Source organism: Rhizobium sp. CSW-27 (genome assembly GCF_018760785.1).
Taxonomy (GTDB): domain Bacteria; phylum Pseudomonadota; class Alphaproteobacteria; order Rhizobiales; family Rhizobiaceae; genus Neorhizobium.
On the sequence record NZ_JAHHZO010000016.1, the window covers coordinates 80,078 to 102,382 of the forward strand.

At 65.8% G+C, this 22,305-nt stretch carries 16 protein-coding genes; 4 read left to right on the forward strand and 12 right to left on the reverse strand.

Annotation, left to right across the window (positions count from 1 at the left end; all coding sequences use genetic code 11):
- Window positions 1-4: 4 nt before the first annotated feature.
- From KLP42_RS22775 to KLP42_RS22785, 3 genes are all read right to left on the reverse strand, one after another.
- Window positions 5-1,000, reverse strand: coding sequence for a P1 family peptidase (locus tag KLP42_RS22775; protein WP_215569808.1), 996 nt, complete (start codon window positions 998-1,000; stop codon window positions 5-7).
- Window positions 1,001-1,111: 111 nt separating this feature from the next.
- A complete protein-coding gene (amaB, locus tag KLP42_RS22780; protein ID WP_215569810.1) occupies window positions 1,112-2,653 on the reverse strand; it encodes an L-piperidine-6-carboxylate dehydrogenase in 1,542 nt (513 codons plus the stop codon).
- Window positions 2,654-2,702: 49 nt separating this feature from the next.
- Entirely contained in the window at window positions 2,703-3,986 is a 1,284-nt protein-coding gene (locus KLP42_RS22785; protein ID WP_215569813.1) for an NAD(P)/FAD-dependent oxidoreductase, read from the reverse strand.
- A 107-nt stretch (window positions 3,987-4,093) separates the two neighbouring features.
- Between KLP42_RS22785 and KLP42_RS22790 the strand changes: the two genes are divergently transcribed.
- Entirely contained in the window at window positions 4,094-5,014 is a 921-nt protein-coding gene (locus tag KLP42_RS22790; RefSeq protein WP_215569849.1) for a LysR family transcriptional regulator, read from the forward strand.
- Between the two features lie 89 nt (window positions 5,015-5,103).
- Window positions 5,104-5,340, forward strand: coding sequence for an Lrp/AsnC ligand binding domain-containing protein (locus KLP42_RS22795; protein WP_215569816.1), 237 nt, complete (start codon window positions 5,104-5,106; stop codon window positions 5,338-5,340).
- A gap of 76 nt (window positions 5,341-5,416) precedes the next feature.
- Here KLP42_RS22795 and KLP42_RS22800 read toward each other — a convergent pair whose 3' ends face one another.
- Both KLP42_RS22800 and KLP42_RS22805 read right to left on the reverse strand, forming a co-directional pair.
- Entirely contained in the window at window positions 5,417-5,656 is a 240-nt protein-coding gene (locus KLP42_RS22800; RefSeq protein WP_215569851.1) for a hypothetical protein, read from the reverse strand.
- Between the two features lie 405 nt (window positions 5,657-6,061).
- The gene (locus KLP42_RS22805) at window positions 6,062-8,680 is read right to left on the reverse strand and encodes a hypothetical protein (RefSeq protein ID WP_215569819.1); all 2,619 of its coding nucleotides are present in this window, start codon (window positions 8,678-8,680) and stop codon (window positions 6,062-6,064) included.
- A gap of 283 nt (window positions 8,681-8,963) precedes the next feature.
- On the opposite strand from KLP42_RS22805, the gene KLP42_RS22810 reads away from it, so the two are divergent.
- The gene (locus KLP42_RS22810; protein WP_215569821.1) at window positions 8,964-9,821 is read left to right on the forward strand and encodes a D-alanyl-D-alanine carboxypeptidase family protein; all 858 of its coding nucleotides are present in this window, start codon (window positions 8,964-8,966) and stop codon (window positions 9,819-9,821) included.
- Window positions 9,822-11,300: 1,479 nt separating this feature from the next.
- Here KLP42_RS22810 and KLP42_RS22815 read toward each other — a convergent pair.
- Both KLP42_RS22815 and epmA read right to left on the reverse strand, forming a co-directional pair.
- On the reverse strand, window positions 11,301-12,359 hold the full coding sequence (locus KLP42_RS22815) for a lysine-2,3-aminomutase-like protein (RefSeq protein WP_215569823.1): 1,059 nt from the start codon (window positions 12,357-12,359) through the stop codon (window positions 11,301-11,303).
- A complete protein-coding gene (epmA, locus tag KLP42_RS22820; RefSeq protein ID WP_215569825.1) occupies window positions 12,356-13,420 on the reverse strand; it encodes an EF-P lysine aminoacylase EpmA in 1,065 nt (354 codons plus the stop codon). The genes KLP42_RS22815 and epmA overlap by 4 nt, the downstream gene beginning before the upstream one ends.
- 179 nt (window positions 13,421-13,599) lie before the next feature.
- Here epmA and efp point away from each other — a divergent pair, with 179 nt between their 5' ends.
- Window positions 13,600-14,169, forward strand: coding sequence for an elongation factor P (efp, locus tag KLP42_RS22825; RefSeq protein WP_143127930.1), 570 nt, complete (start codon window positions 13,600-13,602; stop codon window positions 14,167-14,169).
- 124 nt (window positions 14,170-14,293) lie between these two features.
- On the opposite strand, the gene KLP42_RS22830 is transcribed toward efp, so the two are convergent.
- The 5 genes from KLP42_RS22830 to KLP42_RS22850 form a co-directional block, all read right to left on the reverse strand.
- Entirely contained in the window at window positions 14,294-15,736 is a 1,443-nt protein-coding gene (locus tag KLP42_RS22830; RefSeq protein WP_215569827.1) for an efflux transporter outer membrane subunit, read from the reverse strand.
- A gap of 114 nt (window positions 15,737-15,850) precedes the next feature.
- On the reverse strand, window positions 15,851-18,955 hold the full coding sequence (locus KLP42_RS22835; RefSeq protein WP_215569829.1) for an efflux RND transporter permease subunit: 3,105 nt from the start codon (window positions 18,953-18,955) through the stop codon (window positions 15,851-15,853).
- Between the two features lie 44 nt (window positions 18,956-18,999).
- Window positions 19,000-20,199 carry an efflux RND transporter periplasmic adaptor subunit gene (locus KLP42_RS22840; RefSeq protein WP_215569831.1) on the reverse strand — a complete coding sequence of 400 codons (1,200 nt, stop codon included), beginning with the start codon at window positions 20,197-20,199 and terminating at the stop codon, window positions 19,000-19,002.
- A 143-nt stretch (window positions 20,200-20,342) separates the two neighbouring features.
- Window positions 20,343-20,948: a TetR family transcriptional regulator gene (locus KLP42_RS22845; RefSeq protein ID WP_215569833.1), complete on the reverse strand. Its 606-nt coding sequence runs from the start codon at window positions 20,946-20,948 to the stop codon at window positions 20,343-20,345.
- A 23-nt stretch (window positions 20,949-20,971) separates the two neighbouring features.
- Window positions 20,972-21,916 (reverse strand): phosphoribosylaminoimidazolesuccinocarboxamide synthase, encoded by a 945-nt coding sequence (locus KLP42_RS22850; RefSeq protein WP_215569835.1) that lies wholly within the window; start codon window positions 21,914-21,916, stop codon window positions 20,972-20,974.
- Window positions 21,917-22,305: the final 389 nt, after the last annotated feature.

A 22,305-nucleotide genomic window follows, 5' to 3' on the forward strand; every position in this document is an offset into this window, starting at 1 on the left:
GGGATCAGCCGTGCCGGTCGCGCCAGGAGGCTTGCGCGTCGGCGACAGGGAGTGTGGTCGCCTCATAGACCCCGCGTGCTGCGGCGCGGGCAAAGGTCAGCGTCGCCAGGTGGCACAGTTCCATGAAATCCATCGGATCATCGAGGGCGATCTTTCCGGTCGCGGCGGCAAACACGGTGTCGCCATCGGCCGGCAGATGGGCAGGCAGCACGGCGCGCGCCAGCCCATCCTGCGCCATGATCGAGAGGCGATGCGCCTGCGCCTTGGTGAGAATGGCATCGGTGACGACGAGCCCGATGGTCGTCGCCTTCAGGTTCACACCTTTCAATCGGAGCGATGTATCGCCGGCGGTGAATTTGTCTGGCAGGCCGAGACCGCCGAACTCACCCTCCTCTTCAAAGGGGGCGGCCCAGAAATGCGGCCCATCGCCCACGGTCGGCGAGCCCAGCGCATTGACCGCCACCAGCGCCGCGATGCGATTCCCTCTGGAGGAGACGGCGCTCGCGGACCCCAGGCCACCCTTGACGGTCGCCGTCGTCGCGCCCGTGCCGGCGCCGACAGTGCCGAGCGCAAATTTTCCCTTCGCCGCCGCCTTGAAGGCCTCGTAGCCCATCTCCCGATAGGGGGAATGGAGGCCCCAGTCCTTGTTGCCGCCGTTCAGAAGATCCATCAGGATCGCTTGTGGCACGATCGGCACCCGTGTCGAGCCGACTTGCAGGCCACGGCCGATCGCGCGCAACCCCGCCTGCACGCCGCCCGCCGCATCGAGCCCGAAGGCCGAACCGCCGGAAAGCACCAGCGCATCGACCTTGTCCACGGTCATCGCCGGATCGAGAAGGGCGGTATCGCGCCCGCCCGGCGCGCCCCCCAGCACGCTACCCGACGCGATCGCCGGCTCATCGAAGACCACAACCGTCACGCCGGATCCCAACGCCAGATCCGTCGCATGGCCAACGCTGACGCCCTCGATATCGGTCAGCAGGTTGAGGCGGTCGGTCATGGGGGATTGTCCTTGCGTGATGGGCGATTCGCGCCTGAGACTAGCGCGACGCAAGACGCTTGTCCCGAACAGAAAGGGCGGCAGCTGTGAGGTTGCCGCCCTGTCGGCTCATCAGCCGATATCGAACTTCACGCCCTGCGCCAGCGGCAGGGTGCGGCCGTAGTTCAGCGTGTTGGTGGCGCGGCGCATATAGGCCTTCCAGCTGTCCGAGCCGGATTCGCGGCCGCCGCCGGTTTCCTTTTCGCCGCCGAAGGCACCGCCGATTTCGGCACCGGACGGGCCGATATTGACATTGGCGATGCCGCAATCGGAGCCGCGGGCGGAGATGAAGGTTTCGGCTTCGCGCATGTCATTGGTGAAGATCGAGGAGGAGAGGCCCTGCGGCACGCCGTTGTGCAGGTCGAGCACCGCATCAAATTCCGAATAGCGCATCACGTAAAGGATCGGTGCGAAGGTTTCCTCCACCACCGGACCGCATTGCGAGGGCATTTCGACGATGGCTGGGCGGACGTAATAGGCGTCTGCCGCGTCGTCTGTCAGCACCCGTTCGCCGCCGGTCACCGAACCGCCTTCGGCCTTGGCCGCCTCGAGCGCCTTCTGCATGCGCTCGAACGAGGCCTTGTCGATCAGCGGGCCGACGAGATTGCCGTCCACCATCGGATTGCCGATCGTGACCGACTGATAGGCTTTCTGCAGACGCGGCACGAGGGCGTCATAAACGCTGTCGTGCACGAAAAGGCGGCGCAGCGTCGTGCAGCGCTGGCCGGCCGTGCCCATGGCGGCAAAGGCGACGCCGCGCAGCGTGAGATCGAGATCGGCCGTCGGCGTGACGATCGCGGCATTGTTGCCGCCGAGTTCGAGGATTGCGCGGGCAAAACGCTTGGCAAGGCGCGGGCCGACGGCGCGGCCCATGGCGGTGGAGCCGGTGGCGGAGACCAGCGGCACCTTCGGATGATCGACCAGGACCTCGCCGATCTCACGGCCGCCGATAATCAGCGTCGAGAGGTTTTGTGGTGCGGTGCCGCCTTCGGTCACGTAACGTTTTACCGCCTTCTCGAAGATCGCCTGGGTGGCGAGTGCCGTCAGCGGCGTCTTTTCGGACGGCTTCCAGACGGTGGCATTGCCGCAGACCAAAGCCAGTGCCGCATTCCAGGCCCAGACGGCGACCGGGAAATTGAAGGCGGAGATGATGCCGACTACACCCAGCGGATGCCAGGTTTCCATCATCCGGTGGTCGGCACGTTCGGTGGCGATCGTCAGACCATAAAGCTGACGGGACAGACCGACGGCGAAATCGCAGATGTCGATCATTTCCTGCACTTCGCCGAGACCCTCCGAGGTGATCTTGCCGACCTCGATCGAAACGAGGCGGCCAAGATCGGCCTTGGCGGCGCGCAGTTCTTCGCCGAGCAGGCGGATCAGTTCGCCGCGCTTCGGGGCTGGCACGTTCCGCCAGGTGAGAAAGGCCTGATGCGCCGCGTCGATTGCGGCACCCGTTGCTTCCGCGGACAGTTCGGCCACCTTACCGATTTCCGTACCGGTGATCGGCGAACGGACGGAAAGCGTGCCGCCCTTGAAGGCTGCGGCATCCACGCCGAGGCGGGAGAGAATGGCATCCGCTTCCGCGGCAAGGTTCAGGGTGGCAAGCGTCATGAGGATCGTCTCTCGTCTTTCTCTTGAGGTCTTCGTCCGGGGTTGGGCGTCAGAACCGGTCCCCGGCCAGATGGGCAATCTGCGCGCCCGTTTCGTAATAGGCTTCCTTCAGCAGGCGGAACGCCGGCGCCTGCGGTGCGGTCTGCGGCAGCGGCAGATCCGCTTCGGTCGCCTCGCCCAGAACATGCGCGGCGAGCACCTTGCCGAACACCGTTCCCGGCGCAATTCCGCGCCCGTTATAGCCGGAAAAGCCGACAACACGATCGGCAAAACGGTGGAAGCGCGGCAGGGCATTGTCTGTCATGCCGATCTGGCCGTACCATTCGGCCTCGAATGTGATGTCGCCGAGTTGCGGAAAGATCTTGCGCAGCGCCCGGCGCGCCCAGCCCTTGTGGATGGCGGTGCCCGGCCCGCGCAGCGCGCCGACCGATCCGAACACCAGCCGGCCCTCGTCATCCATACGGAAGGAGGAGAGGATCTCCTTGGTATCCCAGCAGCCCTCGCGGGCGGGCAGGATGGAGCGGCGCAGATTGTCGGAGAGCGGCGTGGTGGCGAGATTGAAATAGGGCAGATGCACCTGTTCGGTGCGCACCGTTTCGAAGGGGCCTGTCGAATAGGCATCGGTCGCGACGATCACCCAGTCGGTCGTCACGCTGCCGGCGCCTGTCGAGATCACGTGGCGCCCCTGCCGTTGCTGCCAGGCGATTGCCGGGGTCTCGGTATGAATCCGTGCCCCCGCCTTCACTGCCGCATGGGCAAGGCCGCGGGCATAGGCGAGTGGCTGCAGGGTTCCGGCGCGGCGGTCGAGCAGAGCGCCGCGATAGGCGCGCGTGCCGATCCGCCGCTCGGTCTCGGTTGCATCGAGAACCTCGACATCGGCGCCGCGTTTCTGCCACTGGCGGGCACGTTCCTCGATTTCCGCCAGACCTTTGTCGCCGACGGCGCAATGCAGCGTGCCGGTGCGCGTCAACTCGCAGTCGATGCCGTGCCGGTCGATCAGCTGCATCACCACCTGCGGTCCGTTGCCGAGCAGGGTCAGCAGACGTTCGCCATGCACCGCGCCGAGTTCGCCGGGCAGGTCGTCCGGCATCACCCACATGCCGGCATTGATGAGGCCGACATTGCGGCCGGCGCCGCCGAACCCGATCGCTTTCGCTTCCAGCAGGATCACCGAGCGCCCGGCTTCGGCCAGATGCAGCGCCGCCGAGAGGCCCGTATAGCCGCCGCCGATGATAACGATTTCGCAGGAGGCATCGCCAGACAGCGGTTCGCTTGAGGGAGCAGGCGGCGCCGTCTTTTCCCAAAGGCCGTGGGAGCGGGGATCGTTGAACATGGCACGCCATCCGGATGCGGGTGAGATGACAAAAACTTTACAGCCGGCGCGAAACGGCGGATAGCGAATTCTTCTCAACAGTTCATTCTTTGGAGGAATGATCCGTGATGCTGCCGCCGCGCCGTTTCCTGCCCTCGCTTTCGCTTCTCTCGGCCTTCGAGGCGGCTGCGCGCACCGGCAGCGTCACGGCTGCGGCCCACGAACTCGGCCTCACGCAAAGCGCCGTCAGCCGCCAGATCGCGGCGCTGGAAAAACAGATCGGCGTCGCGTTGTTCCTGCGCGAGCGGCAGACGATCCGCCTGACGATCGCCGGCGATACTTATGCGCGCGAGGTGCGCGAGGCGCTGCGACGCATTTCATCTGCCTCGCTCAACCTCCGGGCCAATCCCGCCGGCGGCACGCTCAATCTGGCCATCCTGCCCTTCTTCGGCAGCCGTTGGCTGGCCCCGCGCCTGCCGCGTTTCATCGCCGCGCATCCGGGCATGACCGTCAACCTCATCACCCGGCTCGAACCCTTCGAATTCCGCTTCGACACACTCGATGCGGCGATCCATTTCGGCGAGGCGCGCTGGCCGGGCGCGGTGCTGACCTTCCTCATGCAGGAGGAGGTGGTGCCCGTCGGCGCCCCCGAACTCATCCGCAGGCTGAGCATCGGCGGGGAAAAAGACCTGCTGCAGGCGCCGCTCCTGCATCTCAACACCCGGCCGGATGCCTGGGAAACCTGGCTGCGGGCCCGCAATGTCACCTTCGACGCCTTGCATGGCATGCTGCTCGACCAGTTCGTCACCATGGTCGAGGCGGCCTCTGCCGGGCTTGGCATCGCGCTGTTGCCGCAGTTCCTGATTGCGAGGGAACTGGAGGCGGGCCAGCTTGCGCCGGTCGTTGATCAGGGAGCCATGCGCAGCGGCGATTATTTTCTCGCCTGCCCGCCGGAGCGCGCCTCCTATCCGCCGCTCGCCGCCTTTCGCGACTGGCTCCTGCTTGAGATCGCACAGGAGATGGAGATGTCGAGAGAGCGGGTTGCGTGAGCGCACCGGTTCAGCCAATAGTCGGAAGAGGATCACGAAAGCCGCCTTTGCTCCTTCAAGCCGGGGCGGCCAGACTGCGGGAAGATGCCATGAAGCCGATTTTCGTCCAGCTGCGCTGCGCGCCGGGCAAGACCTACGAGGTGGCCGATGCCATCTACAAGACGGAGCTCGTCTCGGAACTTTATTCCACCAGCGGCGACTGGGACCTGCTTTTGAAGATCTACCTGCCGGAAGGCGAGGAGATCGGCAAATTCGTCAATGAAAAGATTGCCGCCATCCCGGGCATCGAGCGCTCGTTGACCACGCTTACCTTCACCGCGTTTTGAGCGGGGCCTTGCCGACAGGAAAAAGCCGCCCGGGCCATGCGGCGGGCGGCTGTGCTCCTGGCGGCGGCCATCGGCTTCAGGCCACGGCGGCCGTTGTCGTCTCGGAACGGGGTGCCCCGGCATTGGCCGGGGTTCCGGTCATGGCCTGGGCGCGCACATGGTTGCGAATGGCAAGGCGCACCTCGTCCGCCGAGGCGAAACGCTGCTCGTCGAGGTCGATGACGTGGAACTTGACGGCGATGAACTTCAGCCGCCCCTGATCGGGAACGACGATGCCCACAGGCTCGCCGCCATATTCGATAACCTGCTTTTGCATGGTCATACTCCTGGTGTGGCTGTCAGAGACAGCAATACGAATTTGACTGTTCAGAACCCTGGAAGGTGAAGCGTCACATTCGACAGCAAGGGGTGGAGACAGTTCCCTTGCGTTTCACATCATGCGCACGCCAGAGAAGGGCGGCAGTGCGGATCATTTTCGGCATGTCACTCTCCTGGTTGGTGTTGCGCCTTCCGGACGACCATATCCCCGGTCGCCCACGGTTTCGCACCGTATGTGAGTCTCTCGGCAACTTCAATAGATAAGGTGTTTAGCTAGAATTTTTTTCTGTTTGATGACAGGAGTGAGGCGCCTTTGTGAAATCCTGTTCGCCAAATCCCCCCTATTTTCGGGGGGTCTTAAGTAAGCGGGCGATTGCACAGCTGTTCGTAGCGCCGTGGCGGGTCAGGATTGCGCGGTAGCGCCGCCATTTGCGGCCGGCAGATGCAGCAGGTTGCGCAGGGCTGTGACCAGCTGCTCCGCCCCCTCCCGCCCAAGGCAAAGCGGGGCGGTCAGCGACAGCCGGTCGGCCGATTGCGGTCGGGAAACGAGAATGCCGTGCTGGGCGAGCTGCCGGGCCAGATCGAAGGCCGAGGGCGCTTCCGGGCCAAGCACCAGATCGAGCGCCAGTCCCTCTCCCTCCACCTCCAGCACCTGCGGCGCCGTGCCTGCCAGCCGGCGCATCGCGCTCTCCAGCTGCCGGGCGGCCTCGGCGGTGTCGGGTGCCACGTGCCGTCCGTCGCCGAGGGTGGCAAGCACTGCCGAGCCGATCCGGCAGGCCACCGCATCGGCGGCATCGAGCGCCGGGTCGGCGGCATCGGCCGCGTGGCGCTGATGCAGGATCACCGCGGCCAGCGGCGCGCCGGGCACCGGCGATCCGGTCACGATGATGTCGGGCAGGTCCTCCTCGCCGCCGAAGCCCCAGAAGCGGCTGCCCAGCCGGCCGAAGCCGCTGCGGCGTTCGTCGGAAATCGACAGCGGCGCATCAGGGTCCGGCGACAGCCGTTCGGCCAGATCCACGGCCACGACCATGGCCTGCTCCTCGTCGGTCAGCGTCACGATGGTCGCATAGGCTTCGGGCAGCAGCGCCAGCAGCGCTCCGCGAAACTCGCTATCGGCCCCGGTGCCCTGCAGCCCGCCGAGGGTCAGCCATTGCCGGTAGGCGGCCTCCGCCATGTCCGGATGCCCGTGGCCGATCAGCCCGGCCGCTCCCGACAGGTCCACGAAGGCGCGTCCATGTCCGTCATATACCCTGTCGCGCCAGCCGCGCGCCAAAGGCGTCGCGTCGATGGCCGGCGCGTCGAGATCGCGGCCCAGCACCAGCGAGGGCGAGAGCGCCAGCCGGCGCCAGACGGGCGCCAGCCGGTGCGGGGCAAACAGCGGCGGCATCAGGTCGGCCACGCGGCTCAGCCGGATGCGCAGGCCGCCGACCGAGCCTTCCGCGCCGGCCACCACGCCGAGCGGATCGCCGGCAAACAGCGCGGTGGCTTCGTGCAGCGGGCAGTCCAGCCCTTCCAGCTGCAGGCTTGCGCCCTTGCCCGCCAGCACCAGCCCTCGGTCGGAAAGATGCAGCACGCCCCCCATCGGCGCCGCCACCGCCGTTCCGGCCGGCACGCAGAGATCCACATGCAGGGCAAGGTTTTCCGTCTCGCCGCCACCGGCTGCGCCGGCCCGCGACAGGCGGTATTCGCCAAACCGCGTGGCGCCCATGCGGTTTTCGAAGGCGACGCGGGCCAGAAGCCGCCAGTCGATGTCGGGATCTTCCCAGTTGCCCTCGGAAAACAGCGGGCTCGTCGCCGAAAGATCCGCAAGGCGGATGTCGTCGGGGTCGATCTGCGGCAGCATCGGCCCAAGCGTCGGCGCCGGCTCCTGCGGCCAGCCGGCCGCCTCCAGGATGGCGGCCTCCATGAAGGCCGGATGCACCTCGGTTGCCGCATGAAACAGCGCGCGCGCGGCAAGGCGCGCGGCAAGGCGCTCTTCGTCGTCCGGCGCGGCCACGGCCTTCTGCTCGGCCTCGGCGCGCAGCAGCGCGATCCGGATCGTCGTCAGCGGCCAGAGCGCCTTCAGCTCCGGTTCCGTCAGCGGCAGGGCGGCATGAAAGGCGGAAAGGGCCGGCAGGCCGGCAAAGGGGTCGCTTGCCGCCGCCGCCATCAGGTCGGCCAGCAGGGCGGCAAGCGGCGCAATCAGCCAGCCGTCGCCCAGCGCCTCGACGCTGAGAAACCCGACCGGCTGCCAGTCGCGGGGACCGGCCTCATCCTCCAGGGTTTCCACCAGCAGCTCGGTCCGGGTCGGAGCGTGATGCACCAGCTGGCGGCGCAGATCCGGCCCGAGAGGCTGGATCTGGCGCAGCGCCGTCACCATGCACTTGGCAACCGGGTTGCGCACCTCGGGATCGTTGACCGAGCGCAGCAGCCTGACCACCAGCGGCCCGGCCTGGCGCAGATCGAGCGGCGAGGTCAGCGAGGTGGCATCGCGACCGGCATCGGCCGCGGCGATCGCTCGCGTCAGCTCGGCCACGAAACGTCCCAGCTTTGCGGCATTGGCCGGCGAGGCAGAGCGTCCGGCCGCCGTCAGGCCGGTCTCCGGCAGGGCCAGCAGGCGCGCAAACGGGCCTGCTGCCTGCTGCTCTGCCGGCCGTTCGGCGCCATCCTCGTCGTCGCCGTTCTCGCCCTCGTCCCCGTCCTCCTCGTCCCGGCCGAGATCCGCCACCAGCGCATCGGTCCGGTCACGCACCGGGCGCAGCACCTGCAGGCCGGTCTCCTCGGCAAGCGCCTGCAGGATCTGCCCCTGCCGTACGAAGCGGTCGCGGCGGGTGGGGTCGTCGGTCACGTCCAGGCGGTAGAACAGCTCGCTGCCGCTCACCTCGAAGCTTCCCGGCGCATCGGCCAGCGGGCTTGCTGTTCCCGGCAGGCCGAAATGCTGCCACAGCACGGCCTCCGGTTCCATTGCCGCGGTCGCACCGTCGGGAACGGCCTGCGTTGCCGCCTCGTCCGGTTGCATTTCCTGCGGCTGCACTGGCTGCATTTCGGCCATCCGCCTGTCCCCCACCATCATGGGAAGAAGATTAGCGCGATCCGCGTTGGCGTCCATAGGGCGCGCGAAGAAGCCATCCGGTGGAAAAGGCTGGCCCGGGGCGGGCTGCCTCTCCCGAATGTGATCGCAAGCCGGGCTGGCGGTCGAGACAGCGGCGCAAACTGCGCTATGTGTGGCGCAGGCGCGGCGTACCATTGCCTGCAGCACCGGAGATCCAGACCGGCGGCTGCCTGCGCAACGGTGCCTCGGCCGAAGATCGAAACGGGAGACGGGAATGCAGTCCCTGATGCGGATGCCGGCACGGCTGCTGCTGGTGCTTGTGGTTTGTCTTGGCTGCCCGGTGCCGGTGCTGGCGGCCGAGGCGAGTCTGGTGGTCGATGCCTCGACGGGCGCCATGCTGGAGGCGGAAAATGCCGACCTGCCGATCCGGCCGGCTTCGCTCACCAAGATGATGACGCTCTATCTCACCTTCGAGGCGCTGGGAAAGGGCAGGCTTTCCTGGGACGAACAGATCCCGATCTCTGCCCATGCGGCGTCGACCGTGCCCTACAAGCTCGGCATCGCGCCGGGCGGCACCATCAGCGTGCGCGAGGCGGTCAACGGCATCATCGTCATTTCCGCCAATGATGCGGCGATTGCGCTTGCCGAGCGGCTGGGCGGCACGGAAGATCGCTTTGCGCAGATGATGACCGCCAGGGCCCGCCAGCTCTCGATGACGAAGACCACCTTCCGAACCGCAACCGGCCTCACCGCCGATGGCCAGTTCACCACCGCCCGCGACATGGCGGTGCTGGGGCTTGCCCTGATGCAGCATTTCCCCCGCCAGTTCCCGCTGTTTGCCACCAGAACCACGATGTTCCGCGGCAAGCAGCTTACCGGCCACAACTATATGCTCGACCTTTATCCCGGCGTCGACGGCATCAAGACCGGCTATACCAGCGCCTCCGGCTACAATGTCGTCACCTCGGTCACGGCCGGGGGGCGCCGCTATGTCGGTGTGGTGATGGGCTATCCGACCGACAAGGCCCGCGACGGGCAGATGGTGAGCCTGTTCCGCCAGTATCTGCAAAATCCGGCCTCCCCGCGATCCGCATCCTCCTCCTCCATCGGCGGTGCCGTCGGGCTGTACTGATCGCCCCGCCGCGTCTCCTGCCGGCCTCTGCCGCGCCCCTCGTCCTGTCCGCCACCCCTGCCTGTTGACGGCCTCCGGCTTGCTCCGGGGTTCCATGCCTTGCGCGTAACGTCAGGTCCGATGCGCTCTTCCGTGCCGCTCCACCCCCTCTGCCCTGCCGGGCTTGCCGGGGTTGAGCCACGGGCCTTAACCCGTCCTTCGGACCCCCTCAAGGGGGAGATCCGCGTGCGGCACGTGCACCGCGCTTTGAGATCCATCCCGCCAGGCCAGAAGGTTCGGATGCAGGCGTGGATGATAAGAGAGGTCCTGTTGCGCCGGCTTGGGGCAGAGACGAAACCGTTCTGCCGATCTCCCTCCTTGAGGGGGAGATGTCCGGCGGGACAGAGGGGGGTAACCCCGCCCGCGAACATTCAACGACAGCTCTCTAGTCCATGGATCAAAACCGCTTTCCTCAGATCGTTGTGTCAAGCCCGAGGATGACGACCGGGACGGGGGCTCCCCCCATCCAGTGCTGTCCAGGCAGCAATCATCGGCATCTCCTGGGGCACCCGCAACTCCACAAACTCCGTCATCCTCGGGCTTGACCCGAGGATCCATGCCTCCCGCGCATCCCCCGCCTCCCCCCTCTGCCCTGCCGGGCTGACCGGGGCTGAGCCACGGGTCTCAACCCGTCCTTCGGACCCCCACAGGTGGGGAGATCGCATCGTGGCACCGCCTTCCCGCCCCCTGACCGTCGCAATCGAAGCAACCGCTTCGACCTCTCGGTGAAGCGATCACCCACCCGTTCTGCCGATCTCCCCCCTTGAGGGGGAGATGCCCGGCAGGACAGAGGGGGGGGGTAACCCCGCCCGCGAACGTCCAACGACAGCCCTCTAACCCATTGACCGGAAACCCTTTCCGACAGATCCCCCCACAAAGCCCCCACGCCTGCCGCAAAAATTCCGCATCCCCCTCCATCCCCACCCCGAAACCCCGTGCCTAAAATCTCCTCGTCCCGCAGCGGATACACCGGCAGGCGTGCCGGCGATGCGGGGCCGGTTCGGGGCAGGCGGGTGAGACGCAAAACCGCCTGGTCCGGGTCCGTCAACAGGGTCCCCCTCCGGCGACCGGGTGGAGGACAAGGCGCGTCGGACGTCAGCGCCTTGTCCTTCAACGCTCCCAGCTGCGCGTCGGGCGTGCCTTATGTGGCACACACGGGGAAGGCAGGCAGGGGCCGCATCGCCCGTTGTCCGCCCGCATTTTTCCCGAAGGGAAGGATGACGGGAACGGCGATGGCAAACGGCACCACCGGCCTTTCAGACAGAGGGACCGACCGGCGGGCACAAACAACCGAACGGGGCGCTGAGAGGTGCTACCTGTAGACTACCCAACGAGGCAGCTTTCAGCGCCCCGGCCGGACATGGCGTCACACCACGGGTCGAAACCGGCCGCGTGAGGAAAAGGCATGCGCATCAACGCGCCGGCCGGCTTTTTGACAGATCAGACCCTATCGCTCGGTGGATAGGCATGCTCCTCGCCGCGATAGTCGCTGACGGCATAGCAGCCGTCGCCGGTGGCGCGCACGGCGGAGGGGCCGAGCGGTGCCTTGCCGTAACCACCGGGAATGTCCAGCACATAGGTTGGCTGGCAGAGACCGGAGAGTGTGCCGCGCAGGGCTGCGACGATGCGTTGTCCCTCGGCAATGTCGAGACGGAAATGGCTGGTACCGGGTGCCAGATCCGGATGGTGCAGGTAATAGGGCTTGATGCGGGTCTCGACGAAAGCGCGCATCAGATCGCCCAGCACGGCCGGGTCGTCATTGATGCCCTTCAGCAGTACGGTCTGGCTGACCATCACGATGCCGGCATCGACCAGCCGGCCGCAGGCGGCGCGGGCCTCCGGCGTCATCTCGCGCGGGTGGTTGGCATGCAGCGCCACATAGACCGCCTTGCCGGCAGCCTTCAGCGCTGCGATCAGTGCCGGATTGATCGCCGGCGGATCGACCACCGGCACGCGGCTGTGAAAGCGCACGATCTTCACATGGGCGATGTCGGCGAGGCTGCGCAGCATCTCGCCGAGGCGCCGCGGCGACAGGACCAGCGGATCGCCGCCGGTGAGAATCACCTCCCAGATCTCCGGGCGGCCGCGGATGTAATCGAGTGCTGCGGCAAGCTCCGCCGCCGACAGCGTGCCGTCGCCGGAGGGGCCGACCATCTCGCGCCGGAAGCAGAAGCGGCAATAGACGGGACAGACATGCACGGCCTTCAGCAGCACGCGGTCCGGATAGCGGTGCACCACGCCCTTCACCGGCGAATGCGCGCTGTCGCCGATCGGGTCGGCCCGTTCTTCCGGCGTCACCGTCAGTTCGCGGAGATCCGGCAGGAACTGCCGGGCCAGCGGGTCGGCGGGATCGGCGGCATCGATCAGGCCTGCTATAGTCGGTGTCACGGCAATGGCGTAGCGCGCCGCAACCGCTTCCGCCTCTGCCTGCCGTTCGGCGGAAAGCAGGCCGGCGTCGGCGAGATCCCGCGGCGTCTTCAGGCTGCGCGGCGCAGTCATTGCCACTCCGTCACGGGCGCCCACATCACCTGATCGATGCGGGTGGCGCCGGCCGCCAGCATCACCAGCCGGTCGAAGCCGAGTGCGATGCCGCTTGCCGCCGGCATCAGGGCAAGGGCTGCCAGAAAATCCTCGTCCAGCGGGTAGGTTTCGCCATAGACGCGCTGCTTTTCCGCCATTTCCGCCGCAAAGCGGGCGCGCTGTTCCACGGGATCGGTGAGTTCGCCGAAGGCATTGGCGAGCTCCACGCCGCAGGCGTAAAGCTCGAAGCGTTCGGCAACCCGTGGATCGTCCGCGGCCGGGCGCGCCAGCGCCGCCTCGCAGATCGGGTAGCGGTCGAGGATCGTTGCACGGCCCTTGCCGAGCCCCGGCTCCACCTTTTCGACCAGCACGCGGGAATAGAGGTCGGTCCAGGTATCATCCGGCGCATGGCGGATGCCGGCGCTCGTCAGCTGCGCGGCAAGCTGGTCGCGATCCGTCGTCCCGTCCGCAGCGACCGAGGCCAGCAGATCGATGCCGGCAAGCCGGTGGAAGGCATCGGCGACGCTGAGGCGCTCCGGCGCGGCGAAGGGATCGCAGGTCATGCCGCGATAGGCGAACTGCCGGGTACCGGCGATGTCTGCGGAAAGCGCCAGCAGCGCGGCGCAATCGGCCATCAGCTGCGTATAATCCTCGCCGGCCCGGTACCATTCCAGCATGGTGAATTCGGGATGGTGCAGCGGCCCGCGCTCGCGGTTGCGGTAGACATGCGCGAAGCAGGCGATCCGCGTCTCGCCGGCCGCCAGCAGCTTCTTGCAGGCAAATTCCGGCGAGGTGTGCAGATGCAGCGGCAGGGCGCGGCCATCGGTGGTCAGCGCCGTGGTGGAGAAGGCATGCAGATGTGCCTCGTTGCCGGGCGAGACCTGCAGCGTGGCGGTGTCCACCTCGAGGAAATCGCGTTCGGCGAAGAAGGTGCGAAAGGCTGCCTGGATGCGGTTGCGGGCGATCAGGAAGGGACGACGATCCGCATGCACGTCCGGCCGCCACCAGCTTGCGCGTGAGGGAGAGGGGGCATGCGACACGGGGAGGGTTCCTTTTCGGGCTTTCTTCCGGGCCTTGACCTGCGAAGGCTTCCACTTTTCGCCAATTTAAGGTAGGTCGCCCGGGAATAAAGATCAGGCGTCCTTCAGGCTGGCCGACGGCTGGTCCTCTACGACGCATTCACGGAACTGACAAGCCAAGGCAGTCACAAGGAAACCTCATGGTCAAGATTATCGCCTCCTCCGTCCGCAAGGGCAATGTTCTCGAAGTCGACGGCAAGCTCTATGTCGTGCTGACGGCCCAGAACTTCCATCCGGGCAAGGGCACGCCGGTCACCCAGGTCGACATGCGCCGCATCGTCGACGGCGTGAAGGTGTCGGAGCGCTGGCGCACCACGGAACAGGTCGAGCGCGCCTTCGTGGAAGACGTCAACTTCCAGTACCTCTACGAAGACGGCGAAGGCTTCCACTTCATGAACCCGGAAACCTATGATCAGGTCGTCGTCAGCGAAGAGACGATGGGCGAGCAGAAGGCCTATCTGCAGGAAGGCATGACCTGCATCCTGTCGATCCATGAAGGCGTGCCGCTTGCGCTCGAACTGCCGCGCCACGTGACGCTCGAAATCGTCGAGACCGAACCGGTCGTGAAGGGCCAGACGGCCTCCTCCTCCTACAAGCCGGCGATCCTGTCGAACGGCCTGCGCACCATGGTTCCGCCGCATATCGATGCCGGCACCCGCGTGGTGATTGCGACCGAAGACAATTCCTACGTCGAGCGCGCCAAGGACTGATCGCGGCCGGCGGGCAAGGCCTTGGCGCTCGCCCGCCCTTTTGTCGCAGGTTCACATGAAAAAGCCCCGGATCCTGCAGGATCCGGGGCTTTTTTCTGGCTTTTCGCCTCTGTTCCTACTGGTCTTACTGGGCAGCCGGCTTGGCGGCAGCGGCTGCGACAACCGTCGGACCCTTGCCCCAGTTGTAGCCGCCGCCGATCGCCACGCTCAGCGTCACGTAATCCTGAGCCTGCTGCTGGATGGCGGCAGCAAGGTTCGCCTGGGCGCTGGAGACGGAGCGCTGGGCGTCGAGGACGTCGAGCAGCGAGGAGGCGCCGTCGCGATAGCTTGCGGTCGAAAGTTCAAGCGCTTCGTTGTAGGAGCGGACCGTGTCGCGCAGCGCCGAGACGGTGCGGCTGTCACGGGTGACGGCGGCCAGTGCATTTTCCACTTCCTCGACGGCGCCGAGAACGGTCTGCTTCCAGCTGAGATAGGCTTCGCGGGCCTGGGATTCGGCCGAGCTCAGGTTGGCGCGCAGCTGGCCGCCATCGAAGATCGGCAGGTTCAGGCTGGGACCGAACGACCAGGTGAGGTTGCGGGTGATCGAGCCGCCGGTGGCATTGGTATAGGCCGGCGTGATCGAGCCGCCGAGGCTGATGCTCGGATAGAGCTGCGCTTCGGCAACGCCGATATTGGCAACGGCTGCAGCAAGCTGGCGCTCGGCGGCGCGGATGTCCGGACGGTTGCGGATCAGGTCGGCCGGGACGCCAGACTTCGGATTGAAGCGGGCCACCGGCTGGCCGGCGCCCTTCTGCAGATCCGCGACCAGCGAGGAGGCCGGCAGGGCGAGCAGCGTCGCGATGCGATGCGCCGACTTGCGATAGTTGGTTTCCAGCCCCGGAATGTCGGCGATCGTCGAGTTGACCAGACCTTCGGCCTGCACGACGTCGAGACGCGAGGCGGCGCCGGCTTCCAGCTGCAGGCGCGTCAGGTCCAGCGTCTCGCGACGGGACTTCAGGTTCTGCTGAGCGATCTGGATGCGCTCCTGATAGTAGCGGGCATCGATATAGGCCGAGGCGACGGAGGACAACAGCGACAGCCGCGCCGTGTCGACATTGGCATAGGCCACGTCGAGCGAGGCGAGCGCGCTTTCCTTGTTGCGCTTGTAGCGGCCGAAGATATCGAGCAGCCAGGAGACGTCGAGCGTGCCGGAGGCCGTGGTGGTCGGCGAGGTGTCCGGCGTGCTGCCGAAGCCCTCGGCGCCGCGGCGGCTGGCGGAGGAGGAGAGCGTCAGGTCGGGCAGCGCGGCGGCGCCGGCCGTCACCACATTGGCCTGTGCCTGGTTGATGCGTTCCAGCGCGGTGAGGATGTCGATGTTCTGGTCGAGGCCCTGCTTCATCAGGCCGTTGAGGCGCCGGTCGCTGAAGGCCGTCCACCAGGCATCCGTCGAGACGTCGCCATTGCTCTTGGCGCCGCCTTCGGCAAACTTCTGCGGAAGCGAAATTTCGGGCGCCTTGTGGTCTGGTCCGAGGACGCAGCCGGACAGCAGAAGCATGACGAGGGGGGCTGCTACGCGAATGGAGGTCATGACTGTACCCTGTTGGACGATGAAATCATTCACCGATACTCTTTGTAAAGGCGCCACTGGCGAAAGGGCGCCTTGCGTGATTCGTCAGGATTGAAGCGTCCCGTATACAAATGGTTAACTGGCTGCTTTTCTACCCGCTGACAGCTTCCGTACCACCACAAAAAACGAGGGCACGAAGAAAATTCCCAGCAGTGTTGCAGAAAGCATACCCCCGAGAACGCCGATCCCGATGGAGTTCTGCGCGGCGGAACCGGCACCGGTGGCAATGGCCAGCGGCACCACGCCGAGGATGAAGGCAAGCGAGGTCATGATGATCGGCCGAAGGCGCAGCTTGGCAGCCTCCAGCGTCGCATCCACCAGGCCCGTTCCGCCCGCCTGCCGGTCCTTGGCGAATTCGACGATCAGGATGGCGTTCTTCGCCGCCAGGCCGATGGTCGTCAGCAGGCCGACCTTGAAGTAGACGTCGTTCGACTGGCCGAACCACGTGGCCGCGACCAGCGCGCCGAGAACGCCGACGGGAACGGCCATGATCACCGAAAAGGGAATGGACCAGCTTTCGTAAAGCGCCGCCAGGCACAGGAAGACCACGAGAACCGACAGTGCATAGAGCAGCGGCGCCTGCGAGCCGGACAGGCGTTCCTGATAGGAAATGCCCTGCCAGGCCACGGTATAGCCGCCTTCCATCTGCGATGTCAGCTGCTCCATGGTGTCCATGGCCGTGCCCGAGCTGACCCCGGCGCCGGCGGAGCCTTCCAGCGAGATCGCGCTCACCCCGTTGAAGCGGCTGAGCGTCGGAGCGCCGCTGACCCACTGGGTCTTGATGAAGGCGGAGAAGGGAACCATCTCGCCGCTGCCGTTGCGGGCATACCAGTTGTTGATGGCGTCCGGCCGCATGCGATAGGGCGCGTCGCCCTGCACATAGACCGGCTTCAGCTCGCCGTTCAGCGTGAAGTCGTTCACGTCGCGCCCGGCGAAGATCGTCGACAGCATCGCATTGACCGAGGCGATGTCGAGCGCCATGGCCCCCATCTTTTCCTGGTCGAGCAGGAATTTCAGCTGGGTCTCCGCCGGCGGGCTGTTGGACCGCAGCGAGCTGACATTCGGGTTGGAATTGCCTTCCTGGATCAGTTGCTGCGAGGCGCGCGTCAGCGCCTCCGTGCCGTTCTTGCCGCTGTCGACCAGATACATGGAGAAGCCGCTGGAATTGCCCAGTCCGGGAATGGCCGGCGGCTGCAGCGGGAAGACCATGGCATCGCGAATCGTGAAGAAATAGCCCATCGCCCGCCTGACCACGGCCGAGGCCGCGAGCTTCGGATCCGTTCTCTGGTCAAAGTCCTTCAGCTTGGCAAACACCATCGCGTAATTCTGGCCCGAGCCGGTGAAGGAGAAGCCGGAGACGGCAAAGACGTCGCGGATCGCGTCCTTCTCCTGGTCGAGATAATAGGTCTCGACCTTCTTGATCACCTCTTCGGTGCGTGCCGCGGTGGCGCCGTTCGGCAGCTGGATGATGGTCATCAGCACGCCCTGGTCTTCCTGCGGCAGGAAGGCGCTCGGCAGGCGGGCGAAGAACCAGGCACAGCCGCCCACGACGATGGCGAACATCACCATCACCCGCAGCGGTCGCTTCAGCAGATAGCCGATCGTTGCCACATAGCCGCCGGTGGTGCGCTCGAAGCTGCGGTTGAACCAGCCGGCCAGACCCCGCTTTTCGCCGTGATGGTTGACCGGCTTCAGCATGGTGGCGCAGAGCGCCGGCGTGAGCACGATCGCCACCAGCGCCGAAAGCAGCATGGCGGAGACGATGGTGACGGAGAACTGCCGGTAGATGATGCCGGTCGAACCGCCGAAGAAGGCCATCGGGATGAAGACCGCCGTCAGCACCAGCGCGATACCCACGATGGCGCCGGTGATCTCGCCCATCGACTTTTCAGTCGCCTCCTTCGGCGACAGTCCTTCCTCGGACATGATGCGTTCGACGTTTTCGACCACGACGATCGCATCGTCCACCAGAAGGCCGATGGCCAGAACCATGGCGAACATGGTCAGCGTGTTGATCGAATAGCCGGTCAACGCCAGAATGCCGAAGGTGCCGAGCAGCACGACGGGCACCGCGATCATCGGAATGAAGGTGGCGCGCAGGTTCTGCAGGAAGACCAGCAGCACGACGAAGACGAGGATGATCGCCTCGATCAGCGTATGCACCACCTTCTCGATCGACAGCTGCACGAAGGGCGTCGTGTCATAGGGATAGGTGATGACGACGTTTTCGGGCAGCGACGGAGCAATGCTGTTCAGCGCCGTCTTCACCCGGGCGGCGGTGTCGAGCGCATTGGCGCCCGTCGCCAGGTTGACGGCAAAGCCGGTCGCCGGGTTGCGGTTCGAGCGGGTGTTGGTGGAATAGCTTTCCTGGCCGATCTCGATGCGCGCCACGTCGCTGAGGCGCACGGTGGCGCCGCCCGTCTCGGTCTTCAGGATCACCGCCTCGAACTGCGAAACCGTCTGCAGCTGGCTCTGCGCCGTCACCGTGACATTGATCTGCTGGCCCTCGACGACCGGCTGCGCACCGATGGAGCCGACGGAGACCTGGGTGTTCTGCGCCTCGATGGCCGTGGTGACGTCATTCGGCGTCAGCTGGAACTTGTTCAGCTTGTAAGGGTCGAGCCAGACGCGCATGGCATAGCCGGTGCCGAACACCTGAATGCTGCCGACGCCTTCCAGGCGCTTGATCTGGTCCTCGATCTGGGTGGAGAAGATGTCGCCGAGTTCGACCGGCGTGCGCTTGGCATCGGTGGAAACCAGCGCGCCGACCAGCAGGATGCTGGAGGTTGAGCGCGTAACCGTGATGCCGGCCGTCTGCACCACGTCGGGCAGCTGCGACTGCACGAGCTGCAGCTTGTTCTGCACCTGCACCTGGGCAATGTCCGGCAGGATGGAATTGCCGAAGGTCAGCGTGACGCTCGAGGAGCCCGTGCTCGACGACGAGGTCATGTAGGTGAGGTCGTCGAGGCCGGTCATGGCGTCCTCGATGATCGTCGTCACCGATTTTTCCACGGTCTCGGCGCTGGCGCCCGTATAGGTCGCGGAGATGCGCACCGTGGTCGGGGCGATCTCCGGATACTGGGCGATCGACAGCGTGGTGATCGCCAGAGCGCCGCCCAGCATGATGATGATCGCGATCACCCATGCAAAGATCGGGCGGTTGATAAAGAATTTTGCCATTGGTCAGCCCTTCACGCCTGCCTGTGCGGTTCCATGCCTGCGTTTCAAGGTTTTGCGGCGGGTGTCGGCGCCGGGGCTTCCACGACGAAGCCCTGCGCGTTGATGGTGGCGTTCACCGGCTCGACCGGCGCTCCGGGGGCGATCTTCTGCAGCCCGTCGACGATCAGCCTGTCGCCGTCGCTGACGCCGGAGGTGACCAGCCAGTTGTTGCCTGAAAGCTGGCTGTTGTCGAAGGTGCGGCTTTCCACCTTGTTGTCCTTGCCGACAAACAGGGCGGTCAGGGTGCCGTTCGGATTGCGGGTTGCCGCACGCTGCGGGATCAGGAAGCCGTTCTCGTAGCCGACGATCACGGTGGCGCGCACATACATGCCCGGCAGGATCAGGTTGTCGGGATTGTCGAAGACGGCGCGGATCTGGTAGGTGCCGGTGGTTTCGCTGACGGCGAGTTCCGCCATGTCCAGCTTGCCGGTGCGCGGATACTGCGTGCCGTCCTCCAGCGCCAGCGTGATGTCGGCCTGGGTCGCATTGCCCTTCAGGCGGCCGGCTGCGATCGCCGCCCGCAGCTCCAGCAGGTTGGCCGCCGAATCCGTCAGATCCACATAGATCGGGTCCAGCTGGCGCAGCGTGGTCAGCGCGGTGGTCTGGTTGGCCGTGACGATATTGCCGATGCTGACATTGGAAATCGTCGTGACACCGTCGAAGGGCGCGCGGATCGTCGTATAGCTGACATTGATTTCCGAGGTCTGCAGCGCGGCGCGCGCCTGGGCGACATCGGCCCGTGCCTGCAGCAGCGCAACGCGGGCATTCTCATATTCGATCTGGGTCGCGCCGCTGTTGACCAGCCGTTCGTAGCGATTGAAATTGGCTTCCGCGCTCGGAACGCTCGCCTCCGCCTTGGCCAGCGTCGCCCGCGCCTCCTCCAGCGCCGCGGCATAGGTCTCGTCGTCGATCTTGTAGAGAATGTCGCCGGCCTTGACCTCGCTGCCTTCCTTGAAGGCGATCTCCTCGATCATGCCATTGACGCGCGGCCGGACTTCGGCCGTGCGAAAAGCGACGGCGCGGCCCGGCAGAACCCGCGTCAGCGGCTGTTCGGCCTGCGTCAGCGTCACGACGCTGACCTTGGCCGGCGGGCGCTGCTGGGCGGCGCCCGGTGCACCCGCACCGCCGGATGACTTGCCCTGATCGTTGCAGCTGGCCAGCGCAAGCGAGAGCATCAGGGGAACGGCAAATCGGCGTAGAGTCATCAGGGGCATCCATTCTGGGGCATCGGCGAGGGCCGCAAACGCCATGCAGTGTGCAGTCGTCGGGTTACGGCTGCAAGACACAATCGGCCCGCCGCCGCGTGGCAGGGTTGTTTTGCATTAATGGTGACGTAATGGAGAAACCGTCACTTCACAAGCGGATTTTGCAGCGCAGCGTTCACAAGCCAGCTGAGATCGTCACACCGTTGCGCCAGCTCCTCAGGCGCTGCCTTGGCCAGAAAGATCGGATGCAGCACGGAGACGAAGGCGATGGCTGCAGTGCGCGCCATGCGGGGGGCGTCAGGCGTGCCGTAGACGCCGCTTTCCATCCCCTCGCGGATGACCGACAGGAAAAGGTCCTCGAGCATGGCCTTGTAGCGCAGCCCGCTCTTCAGGTCCGACTTGGACAGCAGGTACAGCATTTCCAGCATGTAGGGCGTATCCTGCAGCGAGGCCTGGTGCGCCTCCATCAGCCGGTGGGCAATGAGGCCGAGCCGTTGCGGCGCCGGCGCATCCACCTCCAGCGCCTGGATGCGGCGGATCATCGCGTCGATCTTGGTCTCGCAGATCGCATCGGTCAGCGCCGCCTTGGAGTGGAAATGCTTGAACACATTGGCGGGCGACATGGAGAGCGCCTGGGCGATGTGGGCCACCGAACTGCCGGCGACCCCGTTTTCGCGAAACAGCCGCTCCGCGGTCGCCAGGATTTCGGCGCGGGTATCCTCGGCCTTGCGTCGCGGTCGTCGTGCCATGTTGCGCCCTTGCTCCCGCAGTCTCAGCTGAAGAAGGGCGCGAGGTTGGTGCGCAGGCGCGCCAGGATGTCGGTCTGCGGCGAAATCGGCTCCAGCACTTTGCCGGTGATCGCGGCATAGGCCTTGCGATAGACCTCGGCCGTCTGCTCGATCAGCTCCGCCGGGATCTGCGGAATCTCGTCCTTGTAGGGGTCGCAGCGTTCCGCAACCCAGCTGCGCACGAAATCCTTGTCGAAGCTCTCCGGCCGCTCGCCGGCGGCAAAGCGGGCCGGATAACTGTCCGCCATCCAGTAGCGGCTGGAATCGGGCGTATGGATCTCGTCGGCCAGGATGATCGTGCCCTCGGCATCGACGCCGAATTCATACTTGGTATCGACCAGGATCAGGCCGCGTTCGGCGGCAAGCGCCTGGCCGCGGGCAAACAGCGCCAGCGCATAGCGGCTGACCGTCTGCCACTGGTCCTCGCTGAGCAGACCGTTGGCAACGATGTCGGACGGCGACAGGGGCTCGTCATGGCCGCCGTCGAACGCCTTGCTGGTCGGCGTGATCACCGGCCCGGGCAGCACCTGGTTGTCGCGCAGCCCGTCCGGCAGGGTCAGGCCGTACATCGCGCGCACGCCCTTCTTGTAGAGGGTCAGCAGCGAGGTACCGGTCGTGCCGGCCAGATAGCCGCGCACGACGATCTCGACGGGCAAGATGTCGAGCCGCCGGCCGATCACCACATTGGGGTCGGGATAGGCCAGAACGTGATTGGGGCAAATGTCCGCCGTCTGCTCGAACCAGTAGCGTGCCGTCTGCGTCAGCACCCGTCCCTTGTCGGGGATCACCGCGAGTGCCCGGTCGAAGGCGCTCAGCCGGTCGCTGGCTATGATGATGCGGCGCCCGTCGGGAAGGTCGTAATTGTCGCGAACCTTGCCCCGATAATGGTTGGGCAATTCCGGGATCGAGGCTTCTGCAAGAAGGTGCACGGCTGAAGACTTTCCTTGAGGCGGGCCCGTGGCGGGCCGGATGGGATCTGTTCTCCTCTATCGCATGTCCGCTCCCGCAGCGACAAGACGCAAGCCGCACGGCCCGCTGCGTGGCGCGCCCACAAAACAGGCAGCTTCTGCCCGACTTTTCGGCATTCCAGCGGAGGGCCGCAGGAGCGCTTCATAAAACTGTTACATTCCAATGCCTTGTCATTTTTTCCGATTTTTTGTTGGAGAGGCTGTTGACCGCAAATCAAGCGCCCCGTATAAGCCGTTTCACCAACGAGGGCGGCGGCGCTGCTGGCGACGGAGTTACTCGTTCTGGTGAAATTGTCGGATTGGTTGGCTTTTGCTGATTGGTTTGGTTGTTTTGCCTGGTTTTGAAGATC